General features: G+C 65.0%; 25 protein-coding genes and 1 pseudogene. 14 read left to right on the top strand and 12 right to left on the bottom strand.

Translation table 11 applies throughout. The features are described from left to right. Positions 1-2: 2 nt before the first annotated feature. From NKH42_RS11585 to NKH42_RS11575, 3 genes are all read right to left on the bottom strand, one after another. Positions 3-977, bottom strand: a complete 975-nt coding sequence (locus NKH42_RS11585; RefSeq protein WP_352480003.1) for an ABC transporter permease — start codon at positions 975-977, stop codon at positions 3-5. Between the two features lies 1 nt (position 978). Then, positions 979-2,472 carry a sugar ABC transporter ATP-binding protein gene (locus NKH42_RS11580; RefSeq protein WP_352974084.1) on the bottom strand — a complete coding sequence of 498 codons (1,494 nt, stop codon included), beginning with the start codon at positions 2,470-2,472 and terminating at the stop codon, positions 979-981. 74 nt (positions 2,473-2,546) lie between these two features. After that, entirely contained in the window at positions 2,547-3,560 is a 1,014-nt protein-coding gene (locus NKH42_RS11575; protein ID WP_254817784.1) for an ABC transporter substrate-binding protein, read from the bottom strand. A 212-nt stretch (positions 3,561-3,772) separates the two neighbouring features. On the opposite strand from NKH42_RS11575, the gene NKH42_RS11570 reads away from it, so the two are divergent. The 5 genes and pseudogenes from NKH42_RS11570 to NKH42_RS11550 all read left to right on the top strand — a co-directional run bounded on the left by NKH42_RS11570 (position 3,773) and on the right by NKH42_RS11550 (position 9,982). Beyond that, complete coding sequence (locus tag NKH42_RS11570) at positions 3,773-6,199, top strand: glucan 1,4-alpha-glucosidase (RefSeq protein ID WP_352509107.1); 2,427 nt, start codon at positions 3,773-3,775, stop codon at positions 6,197-6,199. Between the two features lie 14 nt (positions 6,200-6,213). Further along, positions 6,214-7,230, top strand: a complete 1,017-nt coding sequence (gnd, locus tag NKH42_RS11565; RefSeq protein WP_352751454.1) for a phosphogluconate dehydrogenase (NAD(+)-dependent, decarboxylating) — start codon at positions 6,214-6,216, stop codon at positions 7,228-7,230. 22 nt (positions 7,231-7,252) lie between these two features. Further along, a pseudogene (gene zwf / locus NKH42_RS11560) lies at positions 7,253-8,629 on the top strand (glucose-6-phosphate dehydrogenase). A 19-nt stretch (positions 8,630-8,648) separates the two neighbouring features. Continuing rightward, a complete protein-coding gene (locus tag NKH42_RS11555; RefSeq protein ID WP_352751452.1) occupies positions 8,649-9,353 on the top strand; it encodes an ROK family protein in 705 nt (234 codons plus the stop codon). 164 nt (positions 9,354-9,517) lie between these two features. Further along, on the top strand, positions 9,518-9,982 hold the full coding sequence (locus NKH42_RS11550) for a Ros/MucR family transcriptional regulator (RefSeq protein ID WP_352509111.1): 465 nt from the start codon (positions 9,518-9,520) through the stop codon (positions 9,980-9,982). 364 nt (positions 9,983-10,346) lie between these two features. Here the strand turns inward: NKH42_RS11550 and NKH42_RS11545 are convergent, their stop codons facing one another. After that, a complete protein-coding gene (locus tag NKH42_RS11545) occupies positions 10,347-10,634 on the bottom strand; it encodes a GIY-YIG nuclease family protein (RefSeq protein ID WP_352509122.1) in 288 nt (95 codons plus the stop codon). Between the two features lie 341 nt (positions 10,635-10,975). On the opposite strand from NKH42_RS11545, the gene NKH42_RS11540 reads away from it, so the two are divergent. Then, positions 10,976-12,217: an MFS transporter gene (locus NKH42_RS11540; RefSeq protein ID WP_352479996.1), complete on the top strand. Its 1,242-nt coding sequence runs from the start codon at positions 10,976-10,978 to the stop codon at positions 12,215-12,217. Here the strand turns inward: NKH42_RS11540 and NKH42_RS11535 are convergent, their stop codons facing one another. The 6 genes from NKH42_RS11535 to hemC all read right to left on the bottom strand — a co-directional run bounded on the left by NKH42_RS11535 (position 12,218) and on the right by hemC (position 18,726). Beyond that, positions 12,218-12,934: a glutamine amidotransferase gene (locus tag NKH42_RS11535; protein ID WP_292657163.1), complete on the bottom strand. Its 717-nt coding sequence runs from the start codon at positions 12,932-12,934 to the stop codon at positions 12,218-12,220. Positions 12,935-12,952: 18 nt separating this feature from the next. Beyond that, positions 12,953-13,432 (bottom strand): tellurite resistance TerB family protein, encoded by a 480-nt coding sequence (locus tag NKH42_RS11530; protein WP_352509112.1) that lies wholly within the window; start codon positions 13,430-13,432, stop codon positions 12,953-12,955. Positions 13,433-13,471: 39 nt separating this feature from the next. Beyond that, on the bottom strand, positions 13,472-15,088 hold the full coding sequence (locus tag NKH42_RS11525; protein ID WP_352509113.1) for a heme biosynthesis protein HemY: 1,617 nt from the start codon (positions 15,086-15,088) through the stop codon (positions 13,472-13,474). A gap of 8 nt (positions 15,089-15,096) precedes the next feature. Then, positions 15,097-16,587 (bottom strand): COG4223 family protein, encoded by a 1,491-nt coding sequence (locus NKH42_RS11520; RefSeq protein WP_352701267.1) that lies wholly within the window; start codon positions 16,585-16,587, stop codon positions 15,097-15,099. A gap of 503 nt (positions 16,588-17,090) precedes the next feature. Beyond that, on the bottom strand, positions 17,091-17,798 hold the full coding sequence (locus NKH42_RS11515) for a uroporphyrinogen-III synthase (protein ID WP_352509115.1): 708 nt from the start codon (positions 17,796-17,798) through the stop codon (positions 17,091-17,093). A gap of 1 nt (position 17,799) precedes the next feature. Then, a complete protein-coding gene (gene hemC, locus NKH42_RS11510) occupies positions 17,800-18,726 on the bottom strand; it encodes a hydroxymethylbilane synthase (protein ID WP_352509116.1) in 927 nt (308 codons plus the stop codon). Between the two features lie 101 nt (positions 18,727-18,827). Between hemC and tsaD the strand changes: the two genes are divergently transcribed. From tsaD to NKH42_RS11480, 6 genes are all read left to right on the top strand, one after another. Further along, the gene (gene tsaD, locus NKH42_RS11505; RefSeq protein WP_352509123.1) at positions 18,828-19,913 is read left to right on the top strand and encodes a tRNA (adenosine(37)-N6)-threonylcarbamoyltransferase complex transferase subunit TsaD; all 1,086 of its coding nucleotides are present in this window, start codon (positions 18,828-18,830) and stop codon (positions 19,911-19,913) included. Next, positions 19,910-20,920: an NAD(P)H-dependent glycerol-3-phosphate dehydrogenase gene (locus NKH42_RS11500; RefSeq protein WP_352509117.1), complete on the top strand. Its 1,011-nt coding sequence runs from the start codon at positions 19,910-19,912 to the stop codon at positions 20,918-20,920. The genes tsaD and NKH42_RS11500 overlap by 4 nt, the downstream gene beginning before the upstream one ends. Before the next feature lie 26 nt (positions 20,921-20,946). Next, complete coding sequence (locus NKH42_RS11495; protein WP_352509118.1) at positions 20,947-21,243, top strand: YciI-like protein; 297 nt, start codon at positions 20,947-20,949, stop codon at positions 21,241-21,243. 134 nt (positions 21,244-21,377) lie between these two features. Beyond that, a complete protein-coding gene (locus tag NKH42_RS11490; RefSeq protein ID WP_352456302.1) occupies positions 21,378-21,803 on the top strand; it encodes an EVE domain-containing protein in 426 nt (141 codons plus the stop codon). After that, positions 21,800-22,456: a class I SAM-dependent methyltransferase gene (locus tag NKH42_RS11485; protein ID WP_352509124.1), complete on the top strand. Its 657-nt coding sequence runs from the start codon at positions 21,800-21,802 to the stop codon at positions 22,454-22,456. Before NKH42_RS11490 ends, NKH42_RS11485 begins: the two co-directional genes overlap by 4 nt. Positions 22,457-22,504: 48 nt before the next feature. Further along, positions 22,505-22,921: a DUF1761 domain-containing protein gene (locus NKH42_RS11480; RefSeq protein WP_352509119.1), complete on the top strand. Its 417-nt coding sequence runs from the start codon at positions 22,505-22,507 to the stop codon at positions 22,919-22,921. Between the two features lie 3 nt (positions 22,922-22,924). On the opposite strand, the gene gcvA is transcribed toward NKH42_RS11480, so the two are convergent. After that, positions 22,925-23,845 (bottom strand): transcriptional regulator GcvA, encoded by a 921-nt coding sequence (gene gcvA / locus NKH42_RS11475; RefSeq protein WP_352509120.1) that lies wholly within the window; start codon positions 23,843-23,845, stop codon positions 22,925-22,927. A gap of 162 nt (positions 23,846-24,007) precedes the next feature. Here gcvA and NKH42_RS11470 point away from each other — a divergent pair, with 162 nt between their 5' ends. Then, positions 24,008-24,247: a hypothetical protein gene (locus tag NKH42_RS11470; RefSeq protein ID WP_254817801.1), complete on the top strand. Its 240-nt coding sequence runs from the start codon at positions 24,008-24,010 to the stop codon at positions 24,245-24,247. Positions 24,248-24,323: 76 nt separating this feature from the next. On the opposite strand, the gene NKH42_RS11465 is transcribed toward NKH42_RS11470, so the two are convergent. Continuing rightward, a complete protein-coding gene (locus tag NKH42_RS11465) occupies positions 24,324-24,860 on the bottom strand; it encodes a L,D-transpeptidase family protein (RefSeq protein ID WP_352974082.1) in 537 nt (178 codons plus the stop codon). Between the two features lie 144 nt (positions 24,861-25,004). Here NKH42_RS11465 and NKH42_RS11460 point away from each other — a divergent pair, with 144 nt between their 5' ends. Next, positions 25,005-25,688, top strand: coding sequence for a response regulator transcription factor (locus NKH42_RS11460; protein WP_023680479.1), 684 nt, complete (start codon positions 25,005-25,007; stop codon positions 25,686-25,688). The last annotated feature ends 17 nt before the right edge of the window (positions 25,689-25,705 follow it).

Below are 25,705 nucleotides of genomic sequence, written 5' to 3'. Positions count from 1 at the left end.
GCTCACCTCTCCCTGCGGCTGATCAGCACCCGCGCTGCCAGCACGATGATCAGGATGGCGCCATTGGCGGCGACCTGCCAGTCGGGCGGAATGTGCATGAAGGTCAAGAGCGGCGATGCGGCCAGAGCCAGCGTCAGCGCGCCGATGACGGCGCCGATCGGCGACACCCGGCCGCCGACGAACTCGCCGCCGCCGAGGATGACGCCGGCGATCGAAAGCAGCGTGTAGCCATTGCCGATATTGGCATCGGCCGAGGTGGTGATGCCGATCAGCGCCATGCCGGACAAAACGCCGAACAGACCGGTCAGCGCAAACAGCGCGATCTTGGTGCGCAGCAGCGACCAGCCGGCGCGCTTGAGTGCGGCTGAATTGCCGCCCGATCCACGCAGGATGACGCCGTAGGAGGTGCGCATCAGGCCAAAGTGGACGACGGCCGCGATCAGCAATGCCGCGATGATCGGGAACGGAATGAAGGGTGGTTTGAAGGCCATCAGCGCCAGCAGCCAGTCCGGCGCCTTGCCGCCGGGCTTTGGCAGGATGAGGATGGCCATGCCCTGCCAGACGAAACTCATGCCGAGCGTCACCACGATAGAGGGCAGGTTGCGCAGATGGATCAGCGCGCCGAGCAGCGCGTAGACCCCGATCGACCCGAGCAGGATGACGACGCCGAGCAGCGGCGCGTCCTTCAGCCACGTCGCCGTGACACAGCCGACGAAGCCGACAAAGGTGCCGATCGACAGATCGAGCTCGTTGCCGGCGATGACGAACATCTGCGCGATCGTCGCCAGTGCGATCGGGATCGCCAGATTGAGCATCAGGCTGAAGCCGAAATAGCTGATGGCGCGCGGGTTGAGCCAGGCGATGGCGATGAGCACCAGCGCCAGCGACAGTGCCGGCAGCAGGCTGCGCAGCATGCGCGCCCGCCTCGTGGCGCGAGCCGAAGATCTTAGCCCATTCTCGACGGATGCCGCTGTCATCTCAGGCCGCCTCGCCGAACGACGACTGGATGATTTTTTCCTCCGTCAGTTCGTCGCGACGAAGGTTGGCGACAATCCGGCCGTTCTTGAACACATAGATATGGTCGCAATTGTCGAGCTCTTCGGTTTCGGTGGTGTACCAGAGGAAAGTGCGGCCATGGCGAGCCTCTTCGCGCACCAGGTCGTAGACTTCGAGCTTGGTTCCGATGTCGACGCCGCGCATCGGATCGTCCATCAGCACGATCTTGGCGTCGGAGCCGAGCGCCCGCGCGAACAGCGCCTTCTGCTGGTTGCCGCCGGACAGCGAGAAGATGTTGTTGTTCATGTCGGGCGTACGGATGCCGATTTTCCGCTGCCACAACTCGGCGAGCTCGGCTTCGCGCTGCGGCGAGATCAAGAGGCCGTTGCGCAATCGCGCCAGCGAACGGATGCCGATGTTCTCGGCAATCGACCACTGCGGAAAAATCCCGTCCGACTGGCGGTCGCCGGCAACCAGCGCCACCGGGGCGGTGACCTCGATGCCGGTCCTGGCGCGGGAAGCCGCAGCAAAGATCGCCAGCAAAAGATCGGTCTGCCCATGCCCGGCAAGTCCGGCAAGCCCGATGATCTCACCGGCACGGGCGACGAGCTCGTTGCCGTCCTGCTGTCGCGCCGGCCGCGCCCGGACCCGCAGCGGACCGGGCTCCGGCTTGCCGCTCGCAATCTCTGCGGCGGCCTTCTCGCGTGCCGCAGCTCCGCCCATCGCCGTCACCAGCCTGTCGCGGTCGAATTGATCGGCCTGCCCCGCGGCGACGACCTTGCCGTCGCGCATCACGACGATGCGGTCGGCATTTCCGAGCACTTCGCCGAGCACATGCGAGATCAGGATGCAGCTCTTGCCGGCGGCTACGAAGCGGCGCACGAACGCCAGCAGCTGGCCGGCGGTATGCGCATCGAGCGAGGACGTCGGCTCGTCGAGGATGACCAGTTCGAGCGGCTCCTGCGTGACCGTGAAGGCGCGCGCCACCTCCACCATTTGCCGGCTGGTGATGGAAAGATCGCCGACGATGTCGGATGCCGAGATGCTGTGGCCGGGGAATATCTCGTCCAGCTTGGCGGCGATCAGATCGGCCGCCTTGCGCCGCCAGCCGAAGCCATTAAGCGACGCGTGGTTGATCCGCGTGTTCTCGGCGACGCTGAGGTTCGGGCAGAGCGACAGTTCCTGGAAAACACAACGGATGCCGAGCTGCTGTGCGCGCGGCACCGAATAACTTGCCTCGACACCGCCGCGGACCGCGATCTGCCCGCTGTCGGGGGCAAGCGTGCCCGCCACCATATGCATGAGCGTCGATTTTCCGGCGCCGTTATGGCCGACGAGACCGACGCATTCTCCGGCACGAACGCTTAAATCGACACCGGCGAGCGCCCTGACGGCGCCGAAATGTTTTTCGGCTCCGTCCAGTCTTATGATGTCCAAACTGACGGCGCCGAAAAGCTTTTCGGCGCCGTCCGGCATGATGATGTCTGCATTGGCCTCGGGCATCCCTCAACGATACCCGGTTATCCGTGGCGGCAACAATAGTGCCATGCTCACTTGATGTTGGCCTTGATCGCCGCGATGGCGTCTTCCTGCGTGTATTCGTGGCTAGCGACGCCGCCCTTCGGAATCTTCGGCAGCGCGGCCTCGAAATCATCCTGTGTGAAGGCAAGATAGGGAACCAGCAGATCGTGCGGCACGTCGGTGCGGCCGTCGAGCACCTGCTGCGCCACCCAGAACGCAAGCGTCGATACGCCCGGTGCGATCGATGCCGACCAGGTCTGGTAACCGTCCTTTTCCTTCTGCTCCTTCCACCACTGCAATTCATCCTGGCGATTGCCCATGATGATGGTCGGGCGCGGCTTGCCGGCGGCGGCGAAAGCCTGCGCCGCGCCGTAGCCGTCACCGCCCTGGTCGACCACCCCGACAACATCCGGCAGCGACGGCAGGATCGTTGCGACGGCTTTCTGTGCCGTTGTCTGGTCCCAGTCGCCGGTCACCGAGCCGACGATCTTGAACTCGGGATGGGCAGCGACACCCTCGAGGATGCCGGCGTGGATGGCGTCGTCGATCGAAGTGCCGGCGAGACCGCGGATTTCCAGGAGATTGCCGCCCTTGGGCTGGAACTTGGCCATCTGCTCGACTTCCTGCTTGCCCATGTCCTTGAAGTCGACGACGACGCGGTAGGCGCAGGGTTCGGTGACGATGCCGTCGAAGGAGACGACGACGATGCCGGCGTCGCAGGCCTGCTTGATGGCGCCGTTGAGGGCATCCGGAGACGCCGCGTTGATGACGATCGCGTCATAGCCCTGCAGGATCAGGTTCTGCACTTGCGCTGCTTGCGTCGGCACTTCCTTGTCGGCCGTCGTGAAGACGTCCGCGGCGCCGACCACCTTGTCGGCAACCGCCTTCTTGGTGACGATGGCGTAGCTGTCCAGCATCGCCTGCCGCCAGGAATTGCCGGCGTAATTGTTGGAGAAGGCGATTTTCTTGCCGCTGGTGTCGGCAAGCGCGGTGCCCGAGGCGAGCATCGCCGCAAGGGCGCCCAAAACGAATATTTTCTTCATGTCATACTCCTCCCGTGAGTTGCTGTCTTACTGGTGGCTAATGGCTGGCTGATGGCTGATACGCTCACAACGCTGTTTTTTATCTATTATCAGACAAATGCAGATGGGCGACAAGCTGTCAACAGCAATCCATGGCCGGCGATCAACTTGCGGTGCAATCATTGAAAACGGTTCGGCTCCTGGTCTAGGGATGGCACTGGAGACCGATTTGAATGGCAGCGAACCTTGCCCCGGGTGCACCCGGCATTCCGGCGCGCTGGACCTCGAGCGCCAAGAGCGGCGTCGGCACTGCGCTCTCGCCGGCCTGCCCGATCTGGTTCACCATCAGTCACGGCATTCTCAACGAGATCTACTATCCCCGCCTCGACAGCGCCTGCACCCGCGATCTGGGGCTGATCGTCACCGGACCCGATGGCTATTTCTCGGAAGAAAAGCGAGACGCCGAGCACAGCATCGAACCGCTCGAGGACGGGGTGCCTGCCTATCAGCTGGTCAACACCGCGGCCGATGGAAGCTACCGGATCCAAAAGCGGATCATTACGGATCCGGAACGTCCTGTCGTGCTGCAGGAGATCATTTTCACGCCGCTCAAAGGCGCGGCCGCCGACTACCGCGTCTACGCGCTGCTGGCGCCGCACCTCGTCAACGCCGGGATGGGCAACACCGCCTGGATCGACGGCCATGAAGGACAGCCTGTCCTGTTTGCATCGGGACGCGGCGTCTGCCTGGCGCTCGCCTCGTCGCTGCCGTGGAAGGCGTGCTCGGCCGGCTATGTCGGTGCCTCCGACGGCTGGCAGCAGCTTCGTCAAGGCGGCCGGCTCGATCCGGCCTGCCGCAGGGCCGAGGATGGCAATGTCGCGCTGACCGGCGAGATCGGCTTTTCGGCCGCGAATCCAAAAATATTGCTGGCGCTCGGCTTCGGCACGACACCGCAACAGGCGGCGGAAACCGCTTTCGCCAGCCTGAGGCAAGGTTTTGAGCCCGCGGTCAGATCCTATGGTCAAAAATGGCGCCAATGGCAGGCCGGATTGCTGCCGCTGGACCGGCATGCGGCGTCCGGCCTCAATCCCTACCGCATCAGCGCTGCGGTGCTGGCGGCACACCGCTCGTCGACCGGAGCAGCCGTCGCCAGCCTGTCGATCCCGTGGGGCTTCAACAAGGGCGACGACGATCTGGGCGGCTATCACCTGGTCTGGCCGCGCGATCTGGTCGAAACCGCCGGCGGTTTCCTCGCCGCCGGCGACCCGGCGGAAGCCTTGCGCATCCTTGGCTATCTGCGCTCGATCCAGCAGCCGGACGGGCATTGGCCGCAGAACGCCTGGCTCGACGGTTCGGCCTATTGGCCGGGCATCCAGATGGACGAATGCGCCTTCCCGCTGCTGCTCGCCGACGCGCTGCGCCGCGCCGGGCATTTGCCGCCTGCGGTACTCTCCTCCTTCATGCCGATGATCGAGCGCGCGGCCTCCTACGTCGTGCGCAACGGCCCCGTCACCGGCGAAGACCGCTGGGAAGAGGACGCCGGCTACAGCCCGTTCACGCTTGCCGTCGAGATCGCCGCATTGCTAGCGGCTGCGGACATGTTCGATGCCGTCGGCAAAACAGAGCCGGCAAACTACCTGCGCGAAACCGCCGATGTCTGGAACGATCAGATCGAGCGCTGGACCTACGACGCCGGTAGCTCCTCGGGCGATGAAGCCGGCGTCGAGGGCTACTATGTCCGCATTGCGCCGCCCGACAAAGCCGGCGCGGCATCGCCGAAAGACGGCTACGTCCCGATCAAGAACCGCCCGCCGGCCGATACGGACCGGCCGGCCAAGGCGATCGTCAGCCCCGACGCGCTGGCGCTGGTCCGTTTCGGCCTCAGGGCGGCCGACGATCCGCGCATCCTCGACACGGTCAAGGTGATCGACGCGCAATTGCGTTGCGAGCTGCCGCAGGGGCCGCTCTGGTACCGCTACAACGGCGACGGCTACGGTGAGCATGCGGACGGCGCGCCCTTCGATGGAACCGGCCAGGGCCGGCCCTGGCCGCTGCTGGTCGGCGAGCGCGCGCACTACGAGCTGGCGGCGGGACGCAAGGACAAAGCGGCAAGCCTGCTCGCGACGTTTGAGGGCTCCGCCGGGCCGGGCGGCCTGCTGCCGGAGCAGGTCTGGGATGGTCCAGACATGCCGGAGCGCGAATTGCGGCATGGCGGCCCCTCCGGCAGCGCCAAGCCGCTGGTTTGGGCGCATTCCGAGCACATCAAGCTGCTGCGTTCGCTCCGCGACGGCGCCGTCTTCGACATGCCGCCACAAGGCGTCAAGCGCTATATCGAGGGCAGAACGGTGTCGCGCCTCAGGGCATGGCGCTTCAACCACAAGATCCGTACCATCCCGGCAGGCAAGGCGCTGCGCATCGAAGTTCTGGCCCGGGCGGTGGTTCATTGGAGCAGCGACAATTGGGCAACCGTCCATGACACCGGGACCGCCGCGAACCTTTTCGGCATCCATTTCGCGGAGTTGCCGGTTGCCGACGCCGCTCCGGGCAATAGCATTGTCTTCACATTCTTCTGGTCCGATGCCGGCCGTTGGGAGAATGTCGACTTTTCCGTTGGTATCGACGATGCGTCACAGCCACTAGATCATCGATCCCTCAAGTAAGGCAGGACGAGACCATGCAGATAGGAATGATGGGACTGGGCAGGATGGGCGCCAACATGGTTCGGCGCCTGCTGCGCGATGGCCACGAATGCGTCGTCTACGACATCAACCCGGCGAGCGTCGCGGCGCTTGTGAGCGCCGGCGCGGTCGGAGCCGCCTCGATGGAGGACTTCGTCGGCAAGCTGACGAAGCCGCGCAGCGCCTGGCTGATGCTGCCGGCGGCGATCACCGGCCGGATCGTCGACCAGGTGGCCGCCCTGATGGAGCCGGGCGACATCATCATCGACGGCGGCAATTCCTATTATCATGAAGCCGTCGACCACGCCGCGCGCCTGGCCTTGAAAGGCTTGAGCTATGTCGATGTCGGCACCAGCGGCGGCGTCTGGGGCCTCGAGCGCGGCTACTGCCTGATGATCGGCGGCCCTGACAGCGCGGTCCAGCATCTCGATCCGATCTTTGCCACGCTGGCGCCCGGCGCCGACGCCGCTTCGCCTGCCCCTGGCAAGGACGCCGGAACCGCTCCCTTCGGTTATCTGCATTGTGGGCCGAGCGGCGCCGGCCATTTCGTCAAGATGGTCCATAACGGCATCGAATATGGTGTCATGGCCGCCTATGCCGAGGGCATGAACATCCTGAAGTCGGCGAATGCCGGCAAACGGCAGCGCACCGCCGACGCCGAAACCAGCCCGCTGGAAAACCCGCAATACTACCAGTTCGACATCGACATCGCCGAGGTGGCCGAGGTCTGGCGGCACGGCAGCGTCATCGGCTCATGGCTGCTCGATTTAACGGCCGGCGTGCTGAAGGCCGATTCGTCGCTGACGCAGTTCGGCGGGCGGGTTTCGGATTCCGGCGAAGGCCGCTGGACGCTGAAGGCGGCGATCGACACCGGCGTGCCGGCGCCGGTGCTGTCGTCGGCGCTGTTCGACAGGTTCTCCTCGCAAGGCGAATCCGAATTCGCCGACAAGCTTCTGTCCGCCATGCGCTATGCCTTTGGCGGTCATGTCGAAAAACCGAAGGCCGGCTCGTGACGGGCGACAGGGAGGCACGCCCATGAGCCAGGAACGGTCCGACACGCTGGTGCTTTTCGGCGCCACCGGCGATCTCGCCCACAAGAAGATCTTTCCCGCCCTCTACGCCATGGTGGCCAAGGGAACGCTGAACGAGCCGGTGATCGGCGTCGCCTTCGATCCCTGGGACCTCGCCAAGCTGCAGGCGCGCGCCCGCGACGGTATCGTCAATGCCATCGGCAGCATCGACGAGAAGATCTTTGCCAGGCTTGCCTCGCTGCTTCGCTATGTCAGCGGCGACTACCGGGCGCCTGCGACCTTCGAGAAGCTGAAGACCGCGCTGGGCAGCGCTGAGCGGCCGCTGCACTATCTGGCGGTGCCGCCGGCCATGTTCGAGGTCGTCGTCCAGGGGCTGGAGCAGTCGGGCGCCGCCCAGGGCGCGCGCCTGATGGTCGAAAAGCCGTTCGGCCACGATCTGCAATCGGCGCGCTGGCTGAACCGGGTGCTGCATCTGGTCTTCGACGAAAAGTCGATCTTCCGCATCGACCATTATCTCGGCAAGGAGGCGATCCAGAACCTGCTCTATTTCCGCTTCGCCAATTCCTTCCTCGAGCCGATCTGGAACCGCAATTACGTCGAGAGCGTGCAGATCACCATGGCCGAGGATTTCGGTGTCGAGGGGCGCGGCCGCTTCTATGACGAGGTCGGCTGCATCCGCGACGTCATCGAAAACCACCTGCTCAACATCCTCTTGCTGCTCGCCATGGAGCCGCCGGTCGGCCGCTCGGCCGACGATCTGATCGACGAGAAGGTGCAGGTGCTGCGGGCGATTCGGACGCTGACCAGGGACGATGTCGTGCGCGGGCAGTTCGACGGCTATCTCAACGAGCCGGGCGTGGCGCCGAACTCGCCGGTCGAGACCTTCGCGGCGGTGCGCTTTTTCGTCGATACCTGGCGCTGGCAGGATGTGCCGTTCTTCATCCGCGCCGGCAAATCCCTGCCGGTGCACGCCACCGAGGTCATCGTGCGGCTGAAGCGGCCGCCGCTCGACGTCTTCGATCCGATCAAACCCGGCGAATGCAATCACGTGCGTTTCCGCATCGATCCGCAAGTGGCGATCTCGATCGGAGCCCGGCGCTAGGCACCCGGCGACGACATGGTCGGCGAACAGGTCGAGCTCACCGCGTTGGACGACAGCAAGGGCGACATGCCGCCTTACGAGCGGTTGATCGGCGACGCCATGAACGGCAACGGCCAGCTGTTCACCCGCCAGGACGCCAGCGAACTCGCCTGGCGCATCGTCGGTCCGGTGCTCGGCGACACCACGCCACCCCCTGTCTACGCGCCAAAGACGTGGGGGCCGGCCGAAGCCATGGCTGGATTCGGGCCGCCGAACGGCTGGATCAATCCAGCGAAATGATTTCTGGGAGGCGAAAGCGATGGCCAAAGCGGTGAAGCGACCGGCACCCGACGCTGAACAGATCGTGCTTGCGATCGACATCGGCGGCTCGCACGTCAAGATCCGCACCAGCGCCGGCGCAGAGGAGCGCAAGACCGCTTCCGGACCGGAGCTGACGCCGCAGCAGATGGTCGCTGCGGTGAAGACGCTCGCCGGAGGGCTGCACTACGATGTCGTCTCGATGGGCTATCCGGGTCCCGTGCACCACAACCGGCCTTTGACCGAACCGGCCAATCTCGGCAAGGGCTGGGTCGGCTGCGATTTCGCCGCTGAGTTCGGCAAGCCTGTGAAGGTCGTCAACGATGCGCTGATGCAGGCCGTCGGCAGTTATGAAGGCGGCCGCATGCTGTTCCTTGGCCTCGGCACCGGCCTGGGGGCCGCGATGATCGTCGATAACGTCGCCCAGCCGATGGAGCTTGCCCATCTTCCCTACAAGAAGCGCGGCAGTTTCGAAGACTATGTCGGCGAACGCGGGCTGCAAAAGCGCGGCAAGAAGAAATGGCGCAAATACGTCTTCGACGTCGTCGACCGGCTTCGCACCGCCATGCAGCCGGATTACGTGGTCATCGGCGGCGGCAATGTCGATGAACTCACCGACTTGCCCGCCGATTGCAGACGCGGCGACAACACACGCGCCTTCGAAGGCGGATTTCGACTGTGGCGCGACAAATCCCTGATTATCTGATATTGCTGATTGTCTGATATTATCGAGCACCGGCTCAGGGTTGTTAATCCCGCGCTGCCGTTAGTATTATTATTCAAAATAATGTGTGACGTGGCGCGGCGTCATTGCATTGCGCAGATTTGCCGACTAGGAATTTCTGCGACCCCCACGGACGGAGAGATAGATTGACCGACGACAACAACAACGCTCGCAAAGACATCGACCTGCTCGAGCTGACCGCCCATATCGTCTCCGCATATGTCGAGAAGAACCGCTTGCCGGCTTCCGGCCTCGGCGATCTCATCGCCAGCGTCAGCGCTTCCATAGGTGGGCTGGGGCAACCGGCAGTGCCGGTCGCCGCGCCGCTGACGCCTGCCGTCAATCCCAAGAAATCGGTGACGCCGGACTACATCATCTGTCTCGAGGACGGCAAGAAGTTCAAATCCTTGAAGCGCCATATCGGCGTTCATTTCGGGCTGACGCCAGACGCCTACCGCGCCAAATGGGGCCTGCCGTCGGACTACCCGATGGTCGCTCCCAACTACGCGGCCTCGCGTTCGCAGCTGGCCAAGGCGATCGGCCTCGGCCGCAAAGCCGCCCCGCCCGCGCCCGTCAAGAGCCGGAGCAGGAAGGCCAAGGCGACGGTTTGATACCGTTAGATCGAGCGGGATGCACATTGAACGCGTTCCGCTGGTCGGTCTGTTTGTGTTCGGCGGAAGCTGCGACGCTCGAAGCTCACGGCATGGCATCCTAGGGTCTGCGCCGCGTCGCTTCGCTCCTTGCTCGGCCCTAGGACGAAGGTAGGATGGCTGAAGGCTAATCGCTGATGTCGGAGAGTGGCAGCGCGTCCGGTGTATCGGACGACGATTGATGGCGAATTACAAGTTTTCGAGATTAGCCGAACACCCTCCGTTCGTCATCCCAGGGCGGAGCAAGGAGCGAAGCGACGCGGCGCAGACCCTGGGATCCATGCCGTTACCTCGCGGCAGTGCGCCTGCGGACCGGAACCGTACGCTACCACCCCGTCCCGCGAAAAAGCTCGAACCACTCAGGGTTGGTCTTCTCGATCAGCTCGATCTTCCATCGGCGTGGCCAGCGCTTCAGCGACTTCTCGCGCTGGATGGCGTCGACAATGTCGAAATGTTCCTCATACCAGACCAGACGCTGCACACCGTAGCGGCTGGTGAACCGCGAGCCCTCGCCGGATTTGTGCTCCGGCATGCGGCGGCCGAGATCATTCGTAACCCCGATATAGATCGTGCCGCGCTTCTGGCTTGCGGTCATATAGGTATAGCCGGTCATGGTTGAAGGGTAGCTGGCGCCGGTGCCGACGCAAGTGCCGTTCTGAACCGTTGCATTCTTCGGCAGATGCAATGGCATGGATCCCAGGGTCTGCGCCGCGTCGCTTCGCTCCTTGCTCCGCCCTGGGATGACGAAACGAGAGGTGTTTCGGCTAATCTCGAAAGTTTGCGATCTGCGATCCGCCGCCATCCGCTTGTTATCTGCAAGAACGAAATTGTTGATCCAGGCCGGATTTTTGCGCGCGCCTCCGGCCGAACTGCGTTAAAGGCTTTTTTGGCCGGACCAGCGCCCATCGTGGAAGTGCCCCGCCGGCCGACATCGCCGCCACGGGGCCTTATTCCATGACCGCAGAATCCCAAGTACCATCCGACCAGCGCTATGCCGCCTTTCGCCACCGGCCGTTCCTGAGCTATTGGGCGGCGCGCTTCCTCTCGACATTCTCCACCCAGATCGTGTCGGTCGCCGTCGGCTGGCAGATCTACGATCTGACCCGCGACCCGTTCGACCTCGGCCTTGTCGGCATCGTCCAGTTCCTGCCTTCGCTGCTGCTGGTGCTGGTCACCGGCGACGTTGCCGACCGTTTCGGGCGCCGGCTGATCATGGCGCTGGCGGTGCTGGTCGAGGCGGGCTGCGCCTTGGCCCTCCTGCTGCTGACGCTGCGCGGCCTCTCCGGGCCGATGCCGGTCTTCATCGTGCTCGCCATGTTCGGCATTGCGCGCGCCTTCTTCGGGCCGGCCTCGTCATCGCTGTTCGCCAATCTGGTGCCGCCTGAGGATTTCGCCAACGCCATCGCCTGGAACTCTTCCGCCTGGCAGACGGCAACCATCGTCGGGCCGGTCGCCGGCGGCCTGCTCTACGGGCTTTCGGCCGAAGCTGCCTACACCACAGCGGCCGTGCTGATGCTCATTGCCGCCGTGCTGATCTTCACCATCCCGAAACCTGCCCAGCGCAGCAGGACCGACAGGCCGACGGTACAGACCCTGTTCGCCGGCTTCGGCTATATCTGGAGCGAAAAGATCGTGCTCGGCGCGATTTCGCTCGACCTGTTCGCGGTGCTCCTGTCCGGCGCCTCGGCGCTGCTGCCGGTCTACGCGCGCGATATCCTCGAACTCGGCCCGTGGGGGCTCGGCCTGTTGCGCTCGGCGCCCGGCGTCGGCGCCATCTGCGTCGCCATCTGGCTGGCCGGACACCCGATCCGCAACCATGCCGGCCTTGTCATGCTCGGCTTCGTTGCGCTGTTCGGCGCGTTCACCGTCCTGTTCGGCCTCTCGACCATCACCTGGCTGTCGATCGCTGCTCTCGCCTTGCTTGGCGCCACCGACATGTTCAGCGTCTATATCCGCGAGACGCTGATCCAGCTGTGGACGCCGGACGACGTTCGCGGCCGCGTCAACGCCGTCAACCAGGTGTTTGTCGGCGCCTCCAATGAGCTCGGCGAATTCCGCGCCGGCACCATGGCCGCGCTGATCGGCACGGTTCCGGCCGTGGTGGTCGGCGGTGTCGGGGCGATCGCTGTTGCCGGGCTATGGGCGGTGCTGTTCCCGCAGCTGCGCAAGGTGCGTCATCTCAGGGGGCGAAACTGATTACCGCAGCGCCGGCTTGCCGAAAATCATCGGCAGGAACTCGCCGAGCCAGCGCTTGAGGTGCATGTCCCAGATCAGCCGGCCGCCGAGATGGTCGCGGCCGGGCTGTGCGCCGGGCAGTTCGAAGCGGTGCGCGCCGCGCACCACCCAGCGCTGCATCATCGCCCGGGTCAATTCGCCATGGAACTGGATGCCCCAGGCATTGTCGCCATAGCGGAAGGCCTGGTTGGGATAGGTTTCGGCCGTCGCCAAAAGCGTCGCGTCCTTTGGCAGCGAAAAGCCCTCGCGATGGAATTGATAGACCATCTCCGGCCAATGCATCAGCCTGCTGCCCGCTTCGGTCGCCTTAAGCGGATACCAGCCGATTTCGACGAGGCCCTCGCCGTGGCCCTCGACCCTGCCGCCAAGATGCTTGACCAGCATTTGCGCGCCGAGGCAGATGCCAAGCAGCGGCCGGTTCTCGTTGAGCGGAATTTTAAGCCAGTCGGTCTCGCGGCGGACGAACTCGTCGCCGTCATTGGCACTCATCGGGCCGCCAAACACCACTGCGCCGGCATGGCCATCCAACGTCTGCGGCAAGGCCTCGCCGAGCGGCGGTCGGCGGATGTCGAGGTCGAAGCCTTCCTCGATAAGCATATGGCCGACCCGTCCGGGGCTCGAATGCTCCTGATGCAGCACGATCAGGATCTTTGGTCTCGGGCTTGGCTTGGGCGGCATTGGAAGGCTGGACCCTGTCTATTCGTCGCTTGACGTTCCGGCAGCACCAGGAGCCGCGGCGGCCGCCTTGAGGCGCGCCTCGACACGGTCGCGACGTTCGACGCCGATCAGCTCGGCGACCCGCCAGACGGTATTGTCCTCGAGTTCGTGCAGCTCGCCATCGGCATAGACGATCTCCCACATCAGACCGATGAAGGCCTTTCGCGCCTCGGCGTCGAGATGGCGCTTGAGCACGCTGGTGAAGGCGTAGAGGTCGATCGCCTCATTGTCGGCCCGCTCGCCGGCAGCCGCCAACGCGTCGAGTTCGTCGCCGCTGATCGAGTAGCTTTCCGCCAGCACCTTCTTGAACCGCTCCCATTCGGTATCCTGGCGCACCCCGTCGGCGTTCATCACGTGGAAAAGCAGGGCGGACGCGGCAACGCGCGGATCGTCGGCGCTGGGGCTGGCGCCACCACCGGACGGCAGATCCCTTAGAAACGACAAAACGCGTTCGAACATTAAATCATTCCCAATAAGCCCGGGTCCACTCGACCCTTATCAGAACAAACGAAACCGGCGCGTCGATTTGTCCGCCGCGTCGTCGGGATCGACGCCGGGATCGTCGGGCAGCCGCGTCAGCTCCTGCGCCGGCTCGACGGCTTCGGCATCTTCCGGCACTTGGGCAAACGCCGCCGCGGTAATTGGTGTCACATGATCCTCGGCGGCACGGTTTTCCGTCCTCACTTCGGTCGCTGTGCCCGGTGTCTCGGCAGCAACGGCTGTGTGCTCGATCGCCTCGGCTGTTTCCTGTACCGGTTTGGCTGGAGCCGCGATGGCCGGCATCGGTCCCTCCGGAGTCTCTTCATGGCTGTCGATCAACTGGCCGAGCCGCTCCATCGGCGCCCGCCATTCGAATGCGTCGAGCCTGCCGGTGATCGGCGATACCGGAGCCCAGCGTTCGGAGACGACGCCGTCGGCGACCCAGGCCGGGTCGCGCGGCGCTCTCACCGCCTTCGACAGCAACTGCCGCACCTTGCCCTGGTCACCGCTCTCGGCCTCCTCGATGTCGGCCAGCAGCAGATAGGCGCCTTCGCGGCGATCCATGCGGATGGCGGCTTCCGCCTCGCGGCGGGCGGTTGCAAAATCTTGCGCATCGAGCGCGGCGCGCGCCACGGCAAGCGAGGCCTCGGCATGGTTCTTCTTCAGCTCCTGCAGCTTCTTTGCCCGGTTCAGCCGGTCGAGCACGGCATCGCCCGGCCGGGCATGGACATAGAGCTCCGCGATCTCCGGGTGCGGCTCGGCCTTCCACGCCGCCTCGAGGATTTTCGAGCCTTTGCGCACGTCGTTCTGCCGAAACAGCAATTTCGCCGCGACGACCGCCGCCGGTGCGAAATCCGGCCGCAGCCGGTTGGCTTCGAGCGCCGCCGCCCTTGCAGCATTGGCATCGCTGTCGATCAGCGCCTGCGCCTTGGCAGTCAGCAGCACGGCGCGACGCCGGTTGGCCGCATCGCGCTCGATCTGCCGGGTCGACTTCTGGGCATCGACCAGTTTCAGCGCGCCATCCCAGTCGCCACGCCCGGTCAGGTCTTCCAGCGTCGATTCGGCCGCCCAGGCCAGTTGCGGCGCCACCGCCGCGGCCCGGCCCGCATAGTGGCGGGCTGCGTTGCGGTCGCCGAGCCGCTCGGCCTCGAGATAAAGCCCGCGCAGGCCGAGCAGCCGCATTTCGGGATCATCGAGCATGGTCTCGAACTTTTCGCGGGCGCCTTCATGGTCGCCTTCGAGCAGCGAGGCCTGCGCGTCGAGCAGCTGGATCAGTGGCTCCTGATCGGAGCGGATCAGCTTTGCCGCTTCCTTGGTCTTCTTGCGGGCGAGCGCGCCGTCACCGGCGCCGGCGGCGATCATCCCGGTCGACAGCGCCTGGTAGCCGCGGTCGCGGCGACGCACGCGGAAATAGCGCGAGATCGTATAGGGGCTGTTCCACAGCGCCTTGACCAGCCACCAGACGATCATCACCGCGGCAACCACGGCAACGACCGCCACCGCGGCGACCATCAGGCTGACCTGGTATTGATAGCCGTTGAAGGTGACGAGCATTTCGCCCGGCCGGTCGGCCAGCCAGGCGAAGCCGAGCCCGAGCGCAAAGACGGCGGCAAGGAAGGCGAGGATGCGGATCATTGGGTTCCTCACGCCTTCATCGCGCCGGCGATGAGCGAATCGATCTGCGTCTCGACCTCCATCCGCGCTTTCAGCTTGCCGGCAAAGTCGGCGCCGGCGGCCTTGGCCGCCTCAGGCAGGGTTTCGTATTCGCTGAGCGCCTTGGCGTAGTCGCCCTGGTTGACCGCGACCTCCATGCGCGCGACGGTTTCCGGAACGCCAGTGCCTTCGACGGCGCCGATCGGCCTGACCTTGACCAGCGATTCGGCGCTGGACAGCAGCTTCTGCAGGATGCCGGCATTCTGGTCGATGGGCGTCGCGGCAGCGACCATGGCGTTGGCGGCGGCGTCCGCTTCGGCGGCAATCTCGGAGCGCATCGGGACGCCCTTTTCGGCATAGGTGCGCAACGTCGCGATCTCGGGTGCATCGGGTGAGATCGCGGCAAAGGTTTCGAGTTCGGCGGCGAACGGTGCACCACGGTCGAGCGCTGCCTTGAGCGCCGAAGCGGCAATGGCCAGTGCGATCTTCGGCTGCGAAGCCTGTGCATCGACCTTGCCCGAGATCTGTGAAACCGACTGTTCCAGGGCCGCAAGCCGGCCTTCCTGCGCCTTTGCCGTGTCGCCGGCCGATTTCACCAGCGCATCGAGCGCGGCCAGCCTTTCGTTGAGCGGGCCGAGATCGACCGGCGCCGTGCCGCCGGCCTTGCCGAGGGCCGCAACCGCCGTCTCGATCTGCCTTACCTTGTCGCCAAGTGCCGCCAGGCCGGCATTGTCGCCGGCACCGCCTTGCTCGACCGCCGACTTCAACGTCGCAACGTCCGCCCTCACCTGATCCAGCGCCGCCGACAGCCCGTCCACCTTGGCCGATGCGTCATTGTTGGCGCCGGCCTGTCTGAGGTCCGCGACCTCGCGTTTCAGCGAAACGATCTCACCATTGACCGCGTCGAGCGACACGCCGCCCGACCCCGGCGCACCGAGCAGGCCGGCAAATTGCAGCCCGCCGGCCGCGGCGAGGGCGATGACGCCGCCGATAATACCGGCGGCGATGCCGTTGATGCCGCTTCGCTTCGGCTGCGCTGCCATATGGTCGTCCCTCGTCTCAGCTGTCTTCTCGCCGGAACCTGGGATCCCCGGTTCGTTGGCCCCGGTTCCTCTGGATGCATCTTCGAAACTGTAGTCGGAAACCGTGGAGCGCCCGGCCGGCGCATCCGAACCGGCGGGATAAGGGGTTTCCGCTTCCCTGGCAGAATCGACGCCGGCGTCCGCCGGCTCTTGCGTGCCGGCCGGCGCGGCTGCGTCGGCATGTTCCCATGGCTCGAGATCGGTCTGGTCCGCATGCACCGGCTCTTCAGGTGGCTCCGGCTGCGAGGCGTTCGCCGCTTCCTCGGCCCGCGCCTCGTCGGTCTGCGAGGTCACGGCATCCTGTTCGTCGGCGACTCGCGAGACGGCGCCAGGCTCAAGCTCGATGGTCACCGGCTCACGGCGGCTCTTGGAATGCCGCATCTTCGGCGTCTTGACCATGCTCGGGCTCCGCAAAATTCGCTTCGGGATGGTTTGAAGGGTCTAGCACATCACCAAGCGGTGAAAAGGGGCGGCGTGATGACGCCACGGCTTGGAGTTCAGTTTTGGCAAAACGCCGCAGGGCCGAATCCACGTGTCAAGCCAAGGCCCATGCTCGGCACACAAAAAACCCGCCTCGGCGGGCGGGTCGTTGGAGCCAATTAGCACCATAACCAAATTAGTAGCATAGCTGCCGGCACAAAGCAAGAACAAAATGTGCCCCGAGCGCAGTCATCCACGTTGGCACTGCCCCTCATCGCCCTGCCGGGCCCTTCTCCCCGTACAGTGACGGGGAGAAGGGCTCTCACGAGTCTCGACGCTTCTTCTGCAACGCTGGAGGTTGGCGAAATCCTCGGCGAAGGCACCCTCTCCCCGTCACTATACGGGGAGAGGATGCCGGCAGGCAGGTGAGGGGCGGCGCCAACGTTTGGAACAAGCTGGCACAGAGCAGCGGCGGATGCCGGTCAGCGCGGCGCCTGCAAAAGTCCCAGCAGCGCATCCTCGCTGGGCTCAGGCGCAATCCGGATCTCGGCGACGTCGCCCAACGCCGCGGCGATGCGCCCCGATAATCCGAAAAAGCGCGTTTTTTCAAAAACACCACGCAGCGCCGGCCGGCTAGCCAGGGCCTGCATAGCGGTGGCCGCCTTGGCCGAATAGAGCAGCACCGCCTCGACCGGCTGGGCGGACAGGCGCGCAAGAACGGCCTCGTCGGAGTAATCCAGGACAACGGTGTCGTAGGTCTCGACGGCGCGGACCTGAACGCCCGACGCCAACAGCCCTTCCTCGAAGCCGGGAAATCGCACTCGCCCGCAGAGATAGACGATCGTCTGCCCCGCGTAACCGCCAGCAAGCGCATCGGCCAGCGCCTCGGCATTGCCCGGGCCTTCGCTGACCGACAGAAACCCGGCAGCGCGGGCGGCTTCCGCCGTCTTCCTGCCGACGGCGTGGCACGGCAAGCCGGCGAGCGCCGCGATGACCTCTTTCGGCGCATGGCGAACGGCATTGGCGCTGGTGACCGCGACCGCCGCGGCGTCAGCGAGCGCGCCGGCATCGACCGGCAGCGCCACGGTTCCGGTCAATGGCAGCAGGATCGGCTGAAAGCCGGCATCCGCAAGCCGGCGCCCCGTGCGCGACGCGCCCGGTTCGGGCCTCGTCACAAGGACGCGGAGCATGTCAGGTCCAGCCATCGAAGAATGTTTCGCCGGCCCTGGCCCGAACGGTCGCCGCGGCTTCCGCGCCAATGCGCGCCGCCTCCTGCGCCGGCCCTTGCAGCCTGACTTCATGCGACTGCGTGCCATCGGGCGAGATGATCAGCCCGGCAAAGGAAACCGTTCCGCCCGATATCGTCGCATGTCCGGCGATCGGCGTGCGGCAGGACCCGTCGAGCGCCGCCAGGAAGGCGCGCTCGCAGGCCAGCGCCTCGCCGGTCGGCCCGTCGTGGATCGCTGCCAGCATCTGTTCCACGTCGCGGTCTCCGATGCGGCTTTCGATGCAGATCGCGCCTTGCCCCGGCGCCGGCGGAAAGACCTCGAGCGGCATCAGGTCGGTGACCACGTCTTCGAGCCCGAGCCGCTTCAGCCCGGCATAGGCGAGGATGGTGCCGTCGGCGATGCCGTCGTCGAGCTTGCGCAGCCGCGTCTGCACATTGCCGCGAAACATCACCACTTCGACGTCCGGCCGCATCCGCCGGATCAGCGCCTGGCGCCGCAGCGACGACGAACCGACCCTGGCGCCTTGCGGCAGGCCGGCAATCGTTCGCGCCGCCTTGCCGATGAAGGCATCGCGCGCGTCTTCGCGCGGTAGGAACGCGGACAGTTCCAGCCCCTCGGGCAACAGCGTCGGCATGTCCTTCGACGAATGCACGGCGATGTCGATGCGGCGCGCCAGCAGCGCCTCCTCGATCTCCTTGGTGAACAGGCCCTTGCCGCCGGCTTCCGACAGCGGCCGGTCCTGGATGCGGTCGCCGCTGGTCGAGATGACGACCACCTCGAAAGCTTCCGCCGGCATGCCATGCGCCGCCATCAGTCGCGCCTGCGTTTCATGCGCCTGCGCCAGCGCCAGCGGGCTGCCGCGTGTTCCGATTTTCAAGGTTGTTTGCATGACGCGCCGTCCGTGATAACCCCCGGCAGGTTTTCGGGTTTTCTCCTATCGGGGAAAGGCCGACAGTACAATCTGTACGATTTTTGGACAGCGACGAATTGATCCGCGTTCTGGGCATCGAGACGAGTTGCGACGAGACCGCCGCCAGCGTGGTGGCGCTGGACGGTCGCAGCACGCCGCAAATCCTGTCGAACATCGTGCTCAGCCAGATCGAGGAGCATGCCGCTTTCGGCGGCGTCGTGCCGGAGATCGCCGCGCGCGCCCATGTCGAGGCGCTCGACGGCATCATCGAAGCAGCGCTCGCCGATTCCGGCGTCGACCTCGCCGATATCGATGCGATTGCCGCCACCGCCGGTCCCGGTCTTGTCGGCGGGCTGATCGTCGGCCTGATGACGGCCAAAGCAATCGCCGCGGCAGCCAAAAAACCGCTGATCGCCATCAACCATCTCGAAGGTCACGCGCTGACGGCCAGATTGATCGACGGGCTCGACTTTCCCTACCTCTTGCTGCTGGTCTCCGGCGGTCATACCCAGATCGTCGCCGTACGCGGCGTCGGCGACTACCAGCGCTGGGCGACGACGATCGATGACGCGCTTGGCGAGGCCTTCGACAAGACGGCCAAGATGCTCGGCCTGCCCTATCCGGGCGGACCGAATGTCGAGAAGGCGGCGGCAACCGGTGACGCGACGCGTTTCGCCTTTCCGCGCCCGATGAAGGGCTCGGTGCAGCCCGATTTTTCCTTCTCCGGCCTCAAGACCGCGGTGCGCCAGGCGGCAACCGCGATCGCCCCGCTGAGCGATCAGGATGTTGCCGATATCTGCGCCTCGTTCCAGGCGGCGGTGGCGGATGCGCTGGGCGACCGTGTTGCGCGGGCGCTGACCCGGTTCCGTCAGCAATTCCCGGACAAAGCCGAGCCTGCATTGGTTGTCGCCGGCGGCGTGGCCGCCAATCGGACCATCAAGGCGACATTGCAGAGTCTTTGCGAGCAGGCCGGGTTCAGCTTCGTCGCGCCGCCGCTCAACCTCTGCACCGACAATGCGGCGATGATCGCCTGGGCCGGCATCGAGCGCCTGCGCGCCGGCATATCAGGTGAAAACGCCGCCGATCTCGTGCCGCGCTCGCGCTGGCCGCTGGACAGCATCTCGGCCCCGATGGTCGGCTCGGGCCGGCGTGGGGCCAAGGCATGACCGGCAGCGAGCACAAGGCGCCAAGCGGCTGGCGCGTCGCCGTGCTCGGCGGCGGCGCCTGGGGCACGGCGCTGGCGCTGGCCACGCTGCGCGCCGGTCATTTCGTCCGCCTCTATGCGCGCGACCCGGAGACCGTCGCGGCGGTCGACCGTGGCGAAAATCCGCGCTATCTGCCGGGCATCGCGCTCGATCCCGGCATCGTGGCGACGAGCGACATCGAGGCGGCGCTCGACGGTGCCGACTGCGTTCTGGCGGTAGCGCCGGCGCAATCGTTGCGGATTATGCTGACGGCCGCGTCCAGCCATATGCCGAAAGGCGTCCCGCTGGTCCTCTGCGCCAAGGGCATCGAGCGCGACACCGGCGCGCTGCTATCGTCCATCACCGAGGAAATACTGCCGGCAAATCCGGTCGCCGCTTTGTCCGGCCCAAGCTTTGCCACCGACGTCGCCAGGGGCCTGCCGACGGCCGTCGTGGTCGCCGCCCGCGACGAGGCTCTGGCCACCGACCTTGCCGCCCGCTTTTCGGCGGAAAATCTGCGCTGTTATTCGAGCGACGATCTAATCGGCGTCGAGATCGGCGGCGCGCTGAAGAACGTCTTTGCCATTGCCGCGGGTGCCGTCACCGGCGCCGGGCTCGGTGCCAGCGCCCAGGCGGCGATGGTGACGCGCGGCTTCGTCGAATTGCGCCGCATCGGCGCCGCCTTTGGCGCCAAGCCGGAGACGCTGATGGGGCTTTCCGGCCTCGGCGACCTGCTGCTCACCTGCTCGTCCGCGCAGTCGCGCAATTTCGCCTATGGGCTGGCGCTGGGGCAAGGCAAGCCGCTTGCCGGCTTGCCTTTGGCCGAAGGCGTGCCGACGGCGGCAATCGCCGCCCGCATCGCCGGCGAGCGCCGGATCGACGCGCCGATCATCGCCGCCGTCGCCGCCATACTGGACGGCACCATAACCATAGACCAGGCTGTGTCGGCGTTGATGACAAGGCCACTCAAGACCGAAACCGACATGTGATCGCGAACGATTGCGGAGATGGAAAGATGCTGTTTGCGTTGATTTGCAAGGACAAGCCAGGAAGGCTGCAGGTGCGGCTCGATACGCGGCCCAAGCACCTTGCCTTCCTGGAAGGGCTGAACGGCGACAAGAAATTGGCCTTCGCCGGCCCGTTCCTCGACGCCGACGGCAAGCCGAACGGCACTCTCGCCGTTGTCGAGGCGCCTGATCTGGCTGCGGCAAAAGCCCTGTCGGCGGCCGACCCCTATACCAAGGCAGGGCTGTTCGAAAGCGTCGAAATCCGGCAGTGGAACTGGAGTTTCAACAAGCCGGCGGATATCTGATGCATGTCGCGCAAAAGTGTGCAGCGGTTTTGTGATAGCGACATGCATACAACAAGAACCTAAAGCGCGTCGCATGAGGCCGGTCGAACGCGACGCGCTTTTAGTCGCGGCGGCACCTGAGGAGGAGCAACACAATGAACTACTGGCTGTTCAAATCCGAACCTTCGGTCTTCTCCTTCGAGGACCTCAAGGCCAAGGGCAAGGCCGGCACGCAATGGGACGGCGTGCGCAATTATGCGGCGCGCAACAACATGAAGGCGATGCAGATCGGCGATCTCGGCTTCTTCTACCATTCCAATGACGGGCTGGACATCGTCGGCATCGCCGAAGTCTGCGCTCTGGCCCATCAGGACAGCACCACCGACGATCCCCGCTGGGAGTGCGTCGACATCCGCGCCTTCAAGGCCATGCCGAAGCCGGTGACGCTGGAGCAAGCCAAGGCCAATCAAAAGCTGGCCGACATGGCGCTGGTGCGGCTCGGGCGGCTGTCTGTGCAGCCGGTGACGCCGGCCGAATGGCAAGAGGTTTGCCGCATGGGCGGCCTGACGCCGGCGCCATGACGGCGCTGACGCCGGACAGCGCCAGGAAATTCATCCTCGACAACACGGCGCTGATGGCGCCGCCACATGTGCCGGAGATCCGCCTGCACCTGGCCGACGAGGCGCACGAACTGTGGCGGCGGACCGAGGACGAGCTGACCGAAATCGGCCTGCCGCCGCCCTTCTGGGCTTTTGCCTGGGCCGGCGGCCAAGGCCTTGCCCGCTACATCCTCGACAATCCGGCGGCGGTGCGCGGCAAGCGCGTGCTGGACTTCGCCTCCGGCTCCGGCGTTGTCGCCATTGCCGCGGTGAAGGCCGGAGCTGCCGAGGTGATCGCCGCCGATATCGACCCGTTCTGCGCGACCGCGATCCGCCTCAATGCCGAGGCAAATGGGACCGAGATAAAATTCCTCATCGGCGACTGCATCGGCAGCGATGCCGGCTGGGACGTGGTGCTGGCCGGCGACGTCTTCTACGACAAAACTTTCGCCGACAGGCTGATGCCGTGGTTCGCCCGGCTGAGGGCGCGCGGTGCCGACATTCTCGTCGGCGATCCCGGCCGCTCCTATCTGCCGAAGACCGGGCTGGAGCCGCTTGACGTCTACGAAGTGGCGGTGACCCGGGCGCTGGAGGACGCCGAGGTCAAGCGCACCACCGTCTGGCGCCTTGCTTGACGGCATCGCCGAACAGGCGTTCCATCGCGCAATCGACCGGAGGGAACCATGGATTTTTCAGCAATCAATTGGCTGGCGGTAATCGTCGCCGCCGTCGTGGCGTGGTTGTTCGGCGGGGCCTGGTACATGGGCTTGAGCAAGCCGTGGCTGAAGGCCGCCAAGCTTGATCCGGCGACGATGAGCAAATCGATGCTGCCCTTCGTCGTCTCCTTCATCGCGGAGCTCGTCATGGCGCTGGTCATGTCGCTGATCATCGGCGCCGTGACCGGCGGCGAGCCGAGCCTGCTTGCCGGGGTGATCTTCGGCTTCGTTCTCTGGCTGGGGTTCGTCGCCACCACGCTTTCGGTCAACCATCGCTACGAAGGTTTCGGCTGGGATCTGACGCTCATCGATGTTGGTCACTGGCTCGGCGTGCTGCTTCTCATCGGCGCGGTGATCGGCTGGTTCGGCGCGGCGGCGGGCTGACCGTCAGCTCGGGGTCCTGGCGATTTCCTCGAGAAGCCAATCGCGAAAGGCGACGATGCGCGGATCATTCGCCGCGGTCTCCGGATAGACCAGGAAATAGGCGAATTCGGGCGCGACCTTGATGCCGAGTTCGAACGGCCGGATCAGCCTACCTTCCGAAAGGTCGTTTGCCACCATGGCGAAATCGGCGAGCGCGACCGCGTTGCCGTCGAGCGCGGCCTGGACGGCATCCGTCGAGTTGCCGAACACGATGGTCCGGCTGTCGTCGAAATCGTCGACGCCCGCCGCCGCCATCCACATGCTCCAGTTCGGCCAGGTGACGCCCTGGCGCGACCACTCGATATGCGCCAGCGTATGATGAAACAGGTCGCGCGGCTCCTTGAGCGGCGGCCCGGCCCGCAACAGGGCCGGGCTGCAGACCGGAATGATAACGTTTTCGAACAGCCGGTGCGAGCGAAGCCCCTGATATTTGCCGGTGCCGAAACGGATGCCGAGATCGACGTCGTCGCGATCGAAGTCGCGCACCTCGTAGCTGATGTCGAAACGCAGCTCGATCGCCGGATGCTGCTTGCGAAAATCGTCGACGCGCCGCATCAGCCACTTCGTCGCGAATTGCGCATCGAGGGTGACCTTCAGCAGCGCCGATCCGCGTGCCGTCTTCTGCGCCCGTGAGACGGCCCGGCCAAGCAGGTCGAGCGCATCGGTCGAAGCTTCGAACAGCACCGCACCCGCCTCGGTCAGCCGGATCGTGCGGCTGGTGCGTGTGAACAGCACGATGCCGAGCTGATCCTCGATTTCCTTGATCTGATGGCTGACCGCTGCCGGCGTCAGGCCGAGCTCGTCGGCGGCGCGGGTGAAATTGAGATGCCGGGCCGCTGCCTCCAGCGTCCGCAGCGCACGGGTTCCAGGCAGCAGGCGCGCCATTAGTGCCAGACGAGGAGAGTTCGGTCGAGCATTCCAATTCTCAAAAAAAACTTGAAGATGCAGAAAAAACTACTCGTTTCCCGTTTTGATTTCGATCGGTCATGATCTGGTCATCGAAGAAACATCAAACCGGATTTGATGTCCGGAGAAGCGGATTGCACCATGTCTGACATCACCTTGCGCCCTGTTACCCTCCGCCCGGCCTGGCTGCGCGCCGTGCTTGACTGGTTTCGCTACGCAAAAATCGCGGTCAATCTTCCCTACGAGAATGTCGAGGATCTCTCTGATCGCCAGCTGCGCGACATCGGCGGCGAACGCAAGGACATCGCACGCGCCATGGACCGCGAACTCGGTCGGCTCGGCCTTCTCGACACGGGTTGGCAGCTGCCGAGGAAGCGCTAGGACGGTGTAGTGAGTAGTGAAGCTAAGCGGCGGGTCCGCGAATATCCTTCCCGACCAATTCGCTCACTATTCTCCCCTACCTTGCCACCCTTATCACCGTCCGTTCCGACAGCAGCGGCAGCAGCCGCGCCATGGTGCGAGCCGTTACCGCGACGCAGCCTTGCGTCGGCGTAAAGCCGGGGCGCGCCAGGTGGAAGAAGATGGCGCTGCCGCGCCCGCGCCGCCGCGGCACAATGTTCCAGTCCAGCACCAGGCAGGCGTCATAGAGATCGTCGGTGCGCAGCATCCGCTCAGGGCTGGCGCCATAGGGGATTTTGACCGGGCGGTTGTAGTTGCGGTCCCCAGGCACTTCGCACCAGCCGAGGTCGCGGCCAATCGGCGTCATCGCGAGCCGCGTCCGGCGGCCGCCGGCAAAACGGTCGCCGCGAAAATATCCCGACAATATCCGCATCGAGGCAAGCGGCGTGGCGCCGTCGCCCTCGCGCTTGGCCGCCGAGATGCCGCCATGCCCCAGCGCACATGGAAACACCAGTTTGCCGGCCTGCAGAAAGCCTTGGCTGGCATGGCCTGGGCGCGCGCGCACGGTGAGCACGGCGAGCCCTTTCGGCAAAATTGCGCCGACTGCATTGCGATCGTGTTTTTTCTTGTATGATCGTGCCACGGAACAAATCACTGTGAACGGCTGTTGTGCCGGTCAGCTTCCGCATAAACAGGCTGCGGTCAACTGAAATCTCTTTTCAAAACAACGGATTGATCCATGACTTCACGCACCATTCTGATCGTCGACGACGATGACGACCTGCGCGGCACCCTTGTCGAGCAATTGTCGCTTTATGAGGAATTCGATGTCCTGCAGGAAGCGACCGCCGCCAAAGGCGTCGCCACGGCGCGCGGCGGGCTCATCGACCTGCTCATCATGGATGTCGGCCTGCCCGACATGGATGGCCGCGAGGCGGTAAAGATATTGCGCAAGGGCGGCTACAAGGCGCCGATCATCATGCTGACCGGCCACGATACCGATTCCGACACCATCCTTGGCCTCGAGGCCGGCGCCAACGACTATGTGACGAAGCCGTTCCGCTTTGCCGTGCTGCTGGCCCGCATCCGCGCCCAGCTGCGCCAGCACGAGCAGAGCGAGGACGCCACTTTCTCGGTCGGCCCCTACACGTTCAAGCCCAGCCAGAAGCTTCTGATCGACCCGCGCGGCGCCAAGGTACGGCTGACCGAAAAGGAAGCCTCGATCATCAAATATCTCTACCGCGCCGACCAGAAGGTGGTGACCCGCGACGTGCTGCTGGAGGAAGTCTGGGGCTACAATTCCGGCGTCACCACTCACACCCTCGAAACTCACGTCTACCGGCTGCGCCAGAAGATCGAGCGCGATCCTTCCAACGCGGAAATTCTCGTGACAGAAAGCGGCGGCTACAAGCTGGTTCCTTAAACATTTCATTATTCAAA

Origin of the sequence: Mesorhizobium sp. M1142, from assembly GCF_040318565.1 — a bacterium.
Lineage (GTDB): Bacteria > Pseudomonadota > Alphaproteobacteria > Rhizobiales > Rhizobiaceae > Mesorhizobium.
The sequence above is the reverse complement of the archived record's forward strand: the minus strand, read 5'-3'. Positions and strand labels throughout refer to the sequence as shown.

Coding starts and splice junctions, on each gene's coding strand:
- NKH42_RS11490 (WP_352456302.1), top strand. CDS start 21,378: ATGAACTACTGGCTGTTCAAATCCGAACCTTCGGTCTTCTCCTTCGAG.
- NKH42_RS11530 (WP_352509112.1), bottom strand. CDS start 13,432: ATGTTCGAACGCGTTTTGTCGTTTCTAAGGGATCTGCCGTCCGGTGGT.
- NKH42_RS11580 (WP_352974084.1), bottom strand. CDS start 2,472: ATGCCGGACGGCGCCGAAAAGCTTTTCGGCGCCGTCAGTTTGGACATC.
- NKH42_RS11480 (WP_352509119.1), top strand. CDS start 22,505: ATGGATTTTTCAGCAATCAATTGGCTGGCGGTAATCGTCGCCGCCGTC.
- NKH42_RS11575 (WP_254817784.1), bottom strand. CDS start 3,560: ATGAAGAAAATATTCGTTTTGGGCGCCCTTGCGGCGATGCTCGCCTCG.
- NKH42_RS11525 (WP_352509113.1), bottom strand. CDS start 15,088: ATGATCCGCATCCTCGCCTTCCTTGCCGCCGTCTTTGCGCTCGGGCTC.
- NKH42_RS11515 (WP_352509115.1), bottom strand. CDS start 17,798: ATGCTCCGCGTCCTTGTGACGAGGCCCGAACCGGGCGCGTCGCGCACG.
- gcvA (WP_352509120.1), bottom strand. CDS start 23,845: ATGGCGCGCCTGCTGCCTGGAACCCGTGCGCTGCGGACGCTGGAGGCA.
- NKH42_RS11470 (WP_254817801.1), top strand. CDS start 24,008: ATGTCTGACATCACCTTGCGCCCTGTTACCCTCCGCCCGGCCTGGCTG.
- NKH42_RS11545 (WP_352509122.1), bottom strand. CDS start 10,634: ATGACCGGCTATACCTATATGACCGCAAGCCAGAAGCGCGGCACGATC.
- NKH42_RS11520 (WP_352701267.1), bottom strand. CDS start 16,587: ATGGTCAAGACGCCGAAGATGCGGCATTCCAAGAGCCGCCGTGAGCCG.
- NKH42_RS11555 (WP_352751452.1), top strand. CDS start 8,649: ATGGCCAAAGCGGTGAAGCGACCGGCACCCGACGCTGAACAGATCGTG.
- NKH42_RS11540 (WP_352479996.1), top strand. CDS start 10,976: ATGACCGCAGAATCCCAAGTACCATCCGACCAGCGCTATGCCGCCTTT.
- NKH42_RS11570 (WP_352509107.1), top strand. CDS start 3,773: ATGGCAGCGAACCTTGCCCCGGGTGCACCCGGCATTCCGGCGCGCTGG.
- gnd (WP_352751454.1), top strand. CDS start 6,214: ATGCAGATAGGAATGATGGGACTGGGCAGGATGGGCGCCAACATGGTT.
- NKH42_RS11535 (WP_292657163.1), bottom strand. CDS start 12,934: ATGCCGCCCAAGCCAAGCCCGAGACCAAAGATCCTGATCGTGCTGCAT.
- hemC (WP_352509116.1), bottom strand. CDS start 18,726: ATGCAAACAACCTTGAAAATCGGAACACGCGGCAGCCCGCTGGCGCTG.
- NKH42_RS11585 (WP_352480003.1), bottom strand. CDS start 977: ATGACAGCGGCATCCGTCGAGAATGGGCTAAGATCTTCGGCTCGCGCC.
- NKH42_RS11500 (WP_352509117.1), top strand. CDS start 19,910: ATGACCGGCAGCGAGCACAAGGCGCCAAGCGGCTGGCGCGTCGCCGTG.
- NKH42_RS11460 (WP_023680479.1), top strand. CDS start 25,005: ATGACTTCACGCACCATTCTGATCGTCGACGACGATGACGACCTGCGC.
- NKH42_RS11495 (WP_352509118.1), top strand. CDS start 20,947: ATGCTGTTTGCGTTGATTTGCAAGGACAAGCCAGGAAGGCTGCAGGTG.
- NKH42_RS11485 (WP_352509124.1), top strand. CDS start 21,800: ATGACGGCGCTGACGCCGGACAGCGCCAGGAAATTCATCCTCGACAAC.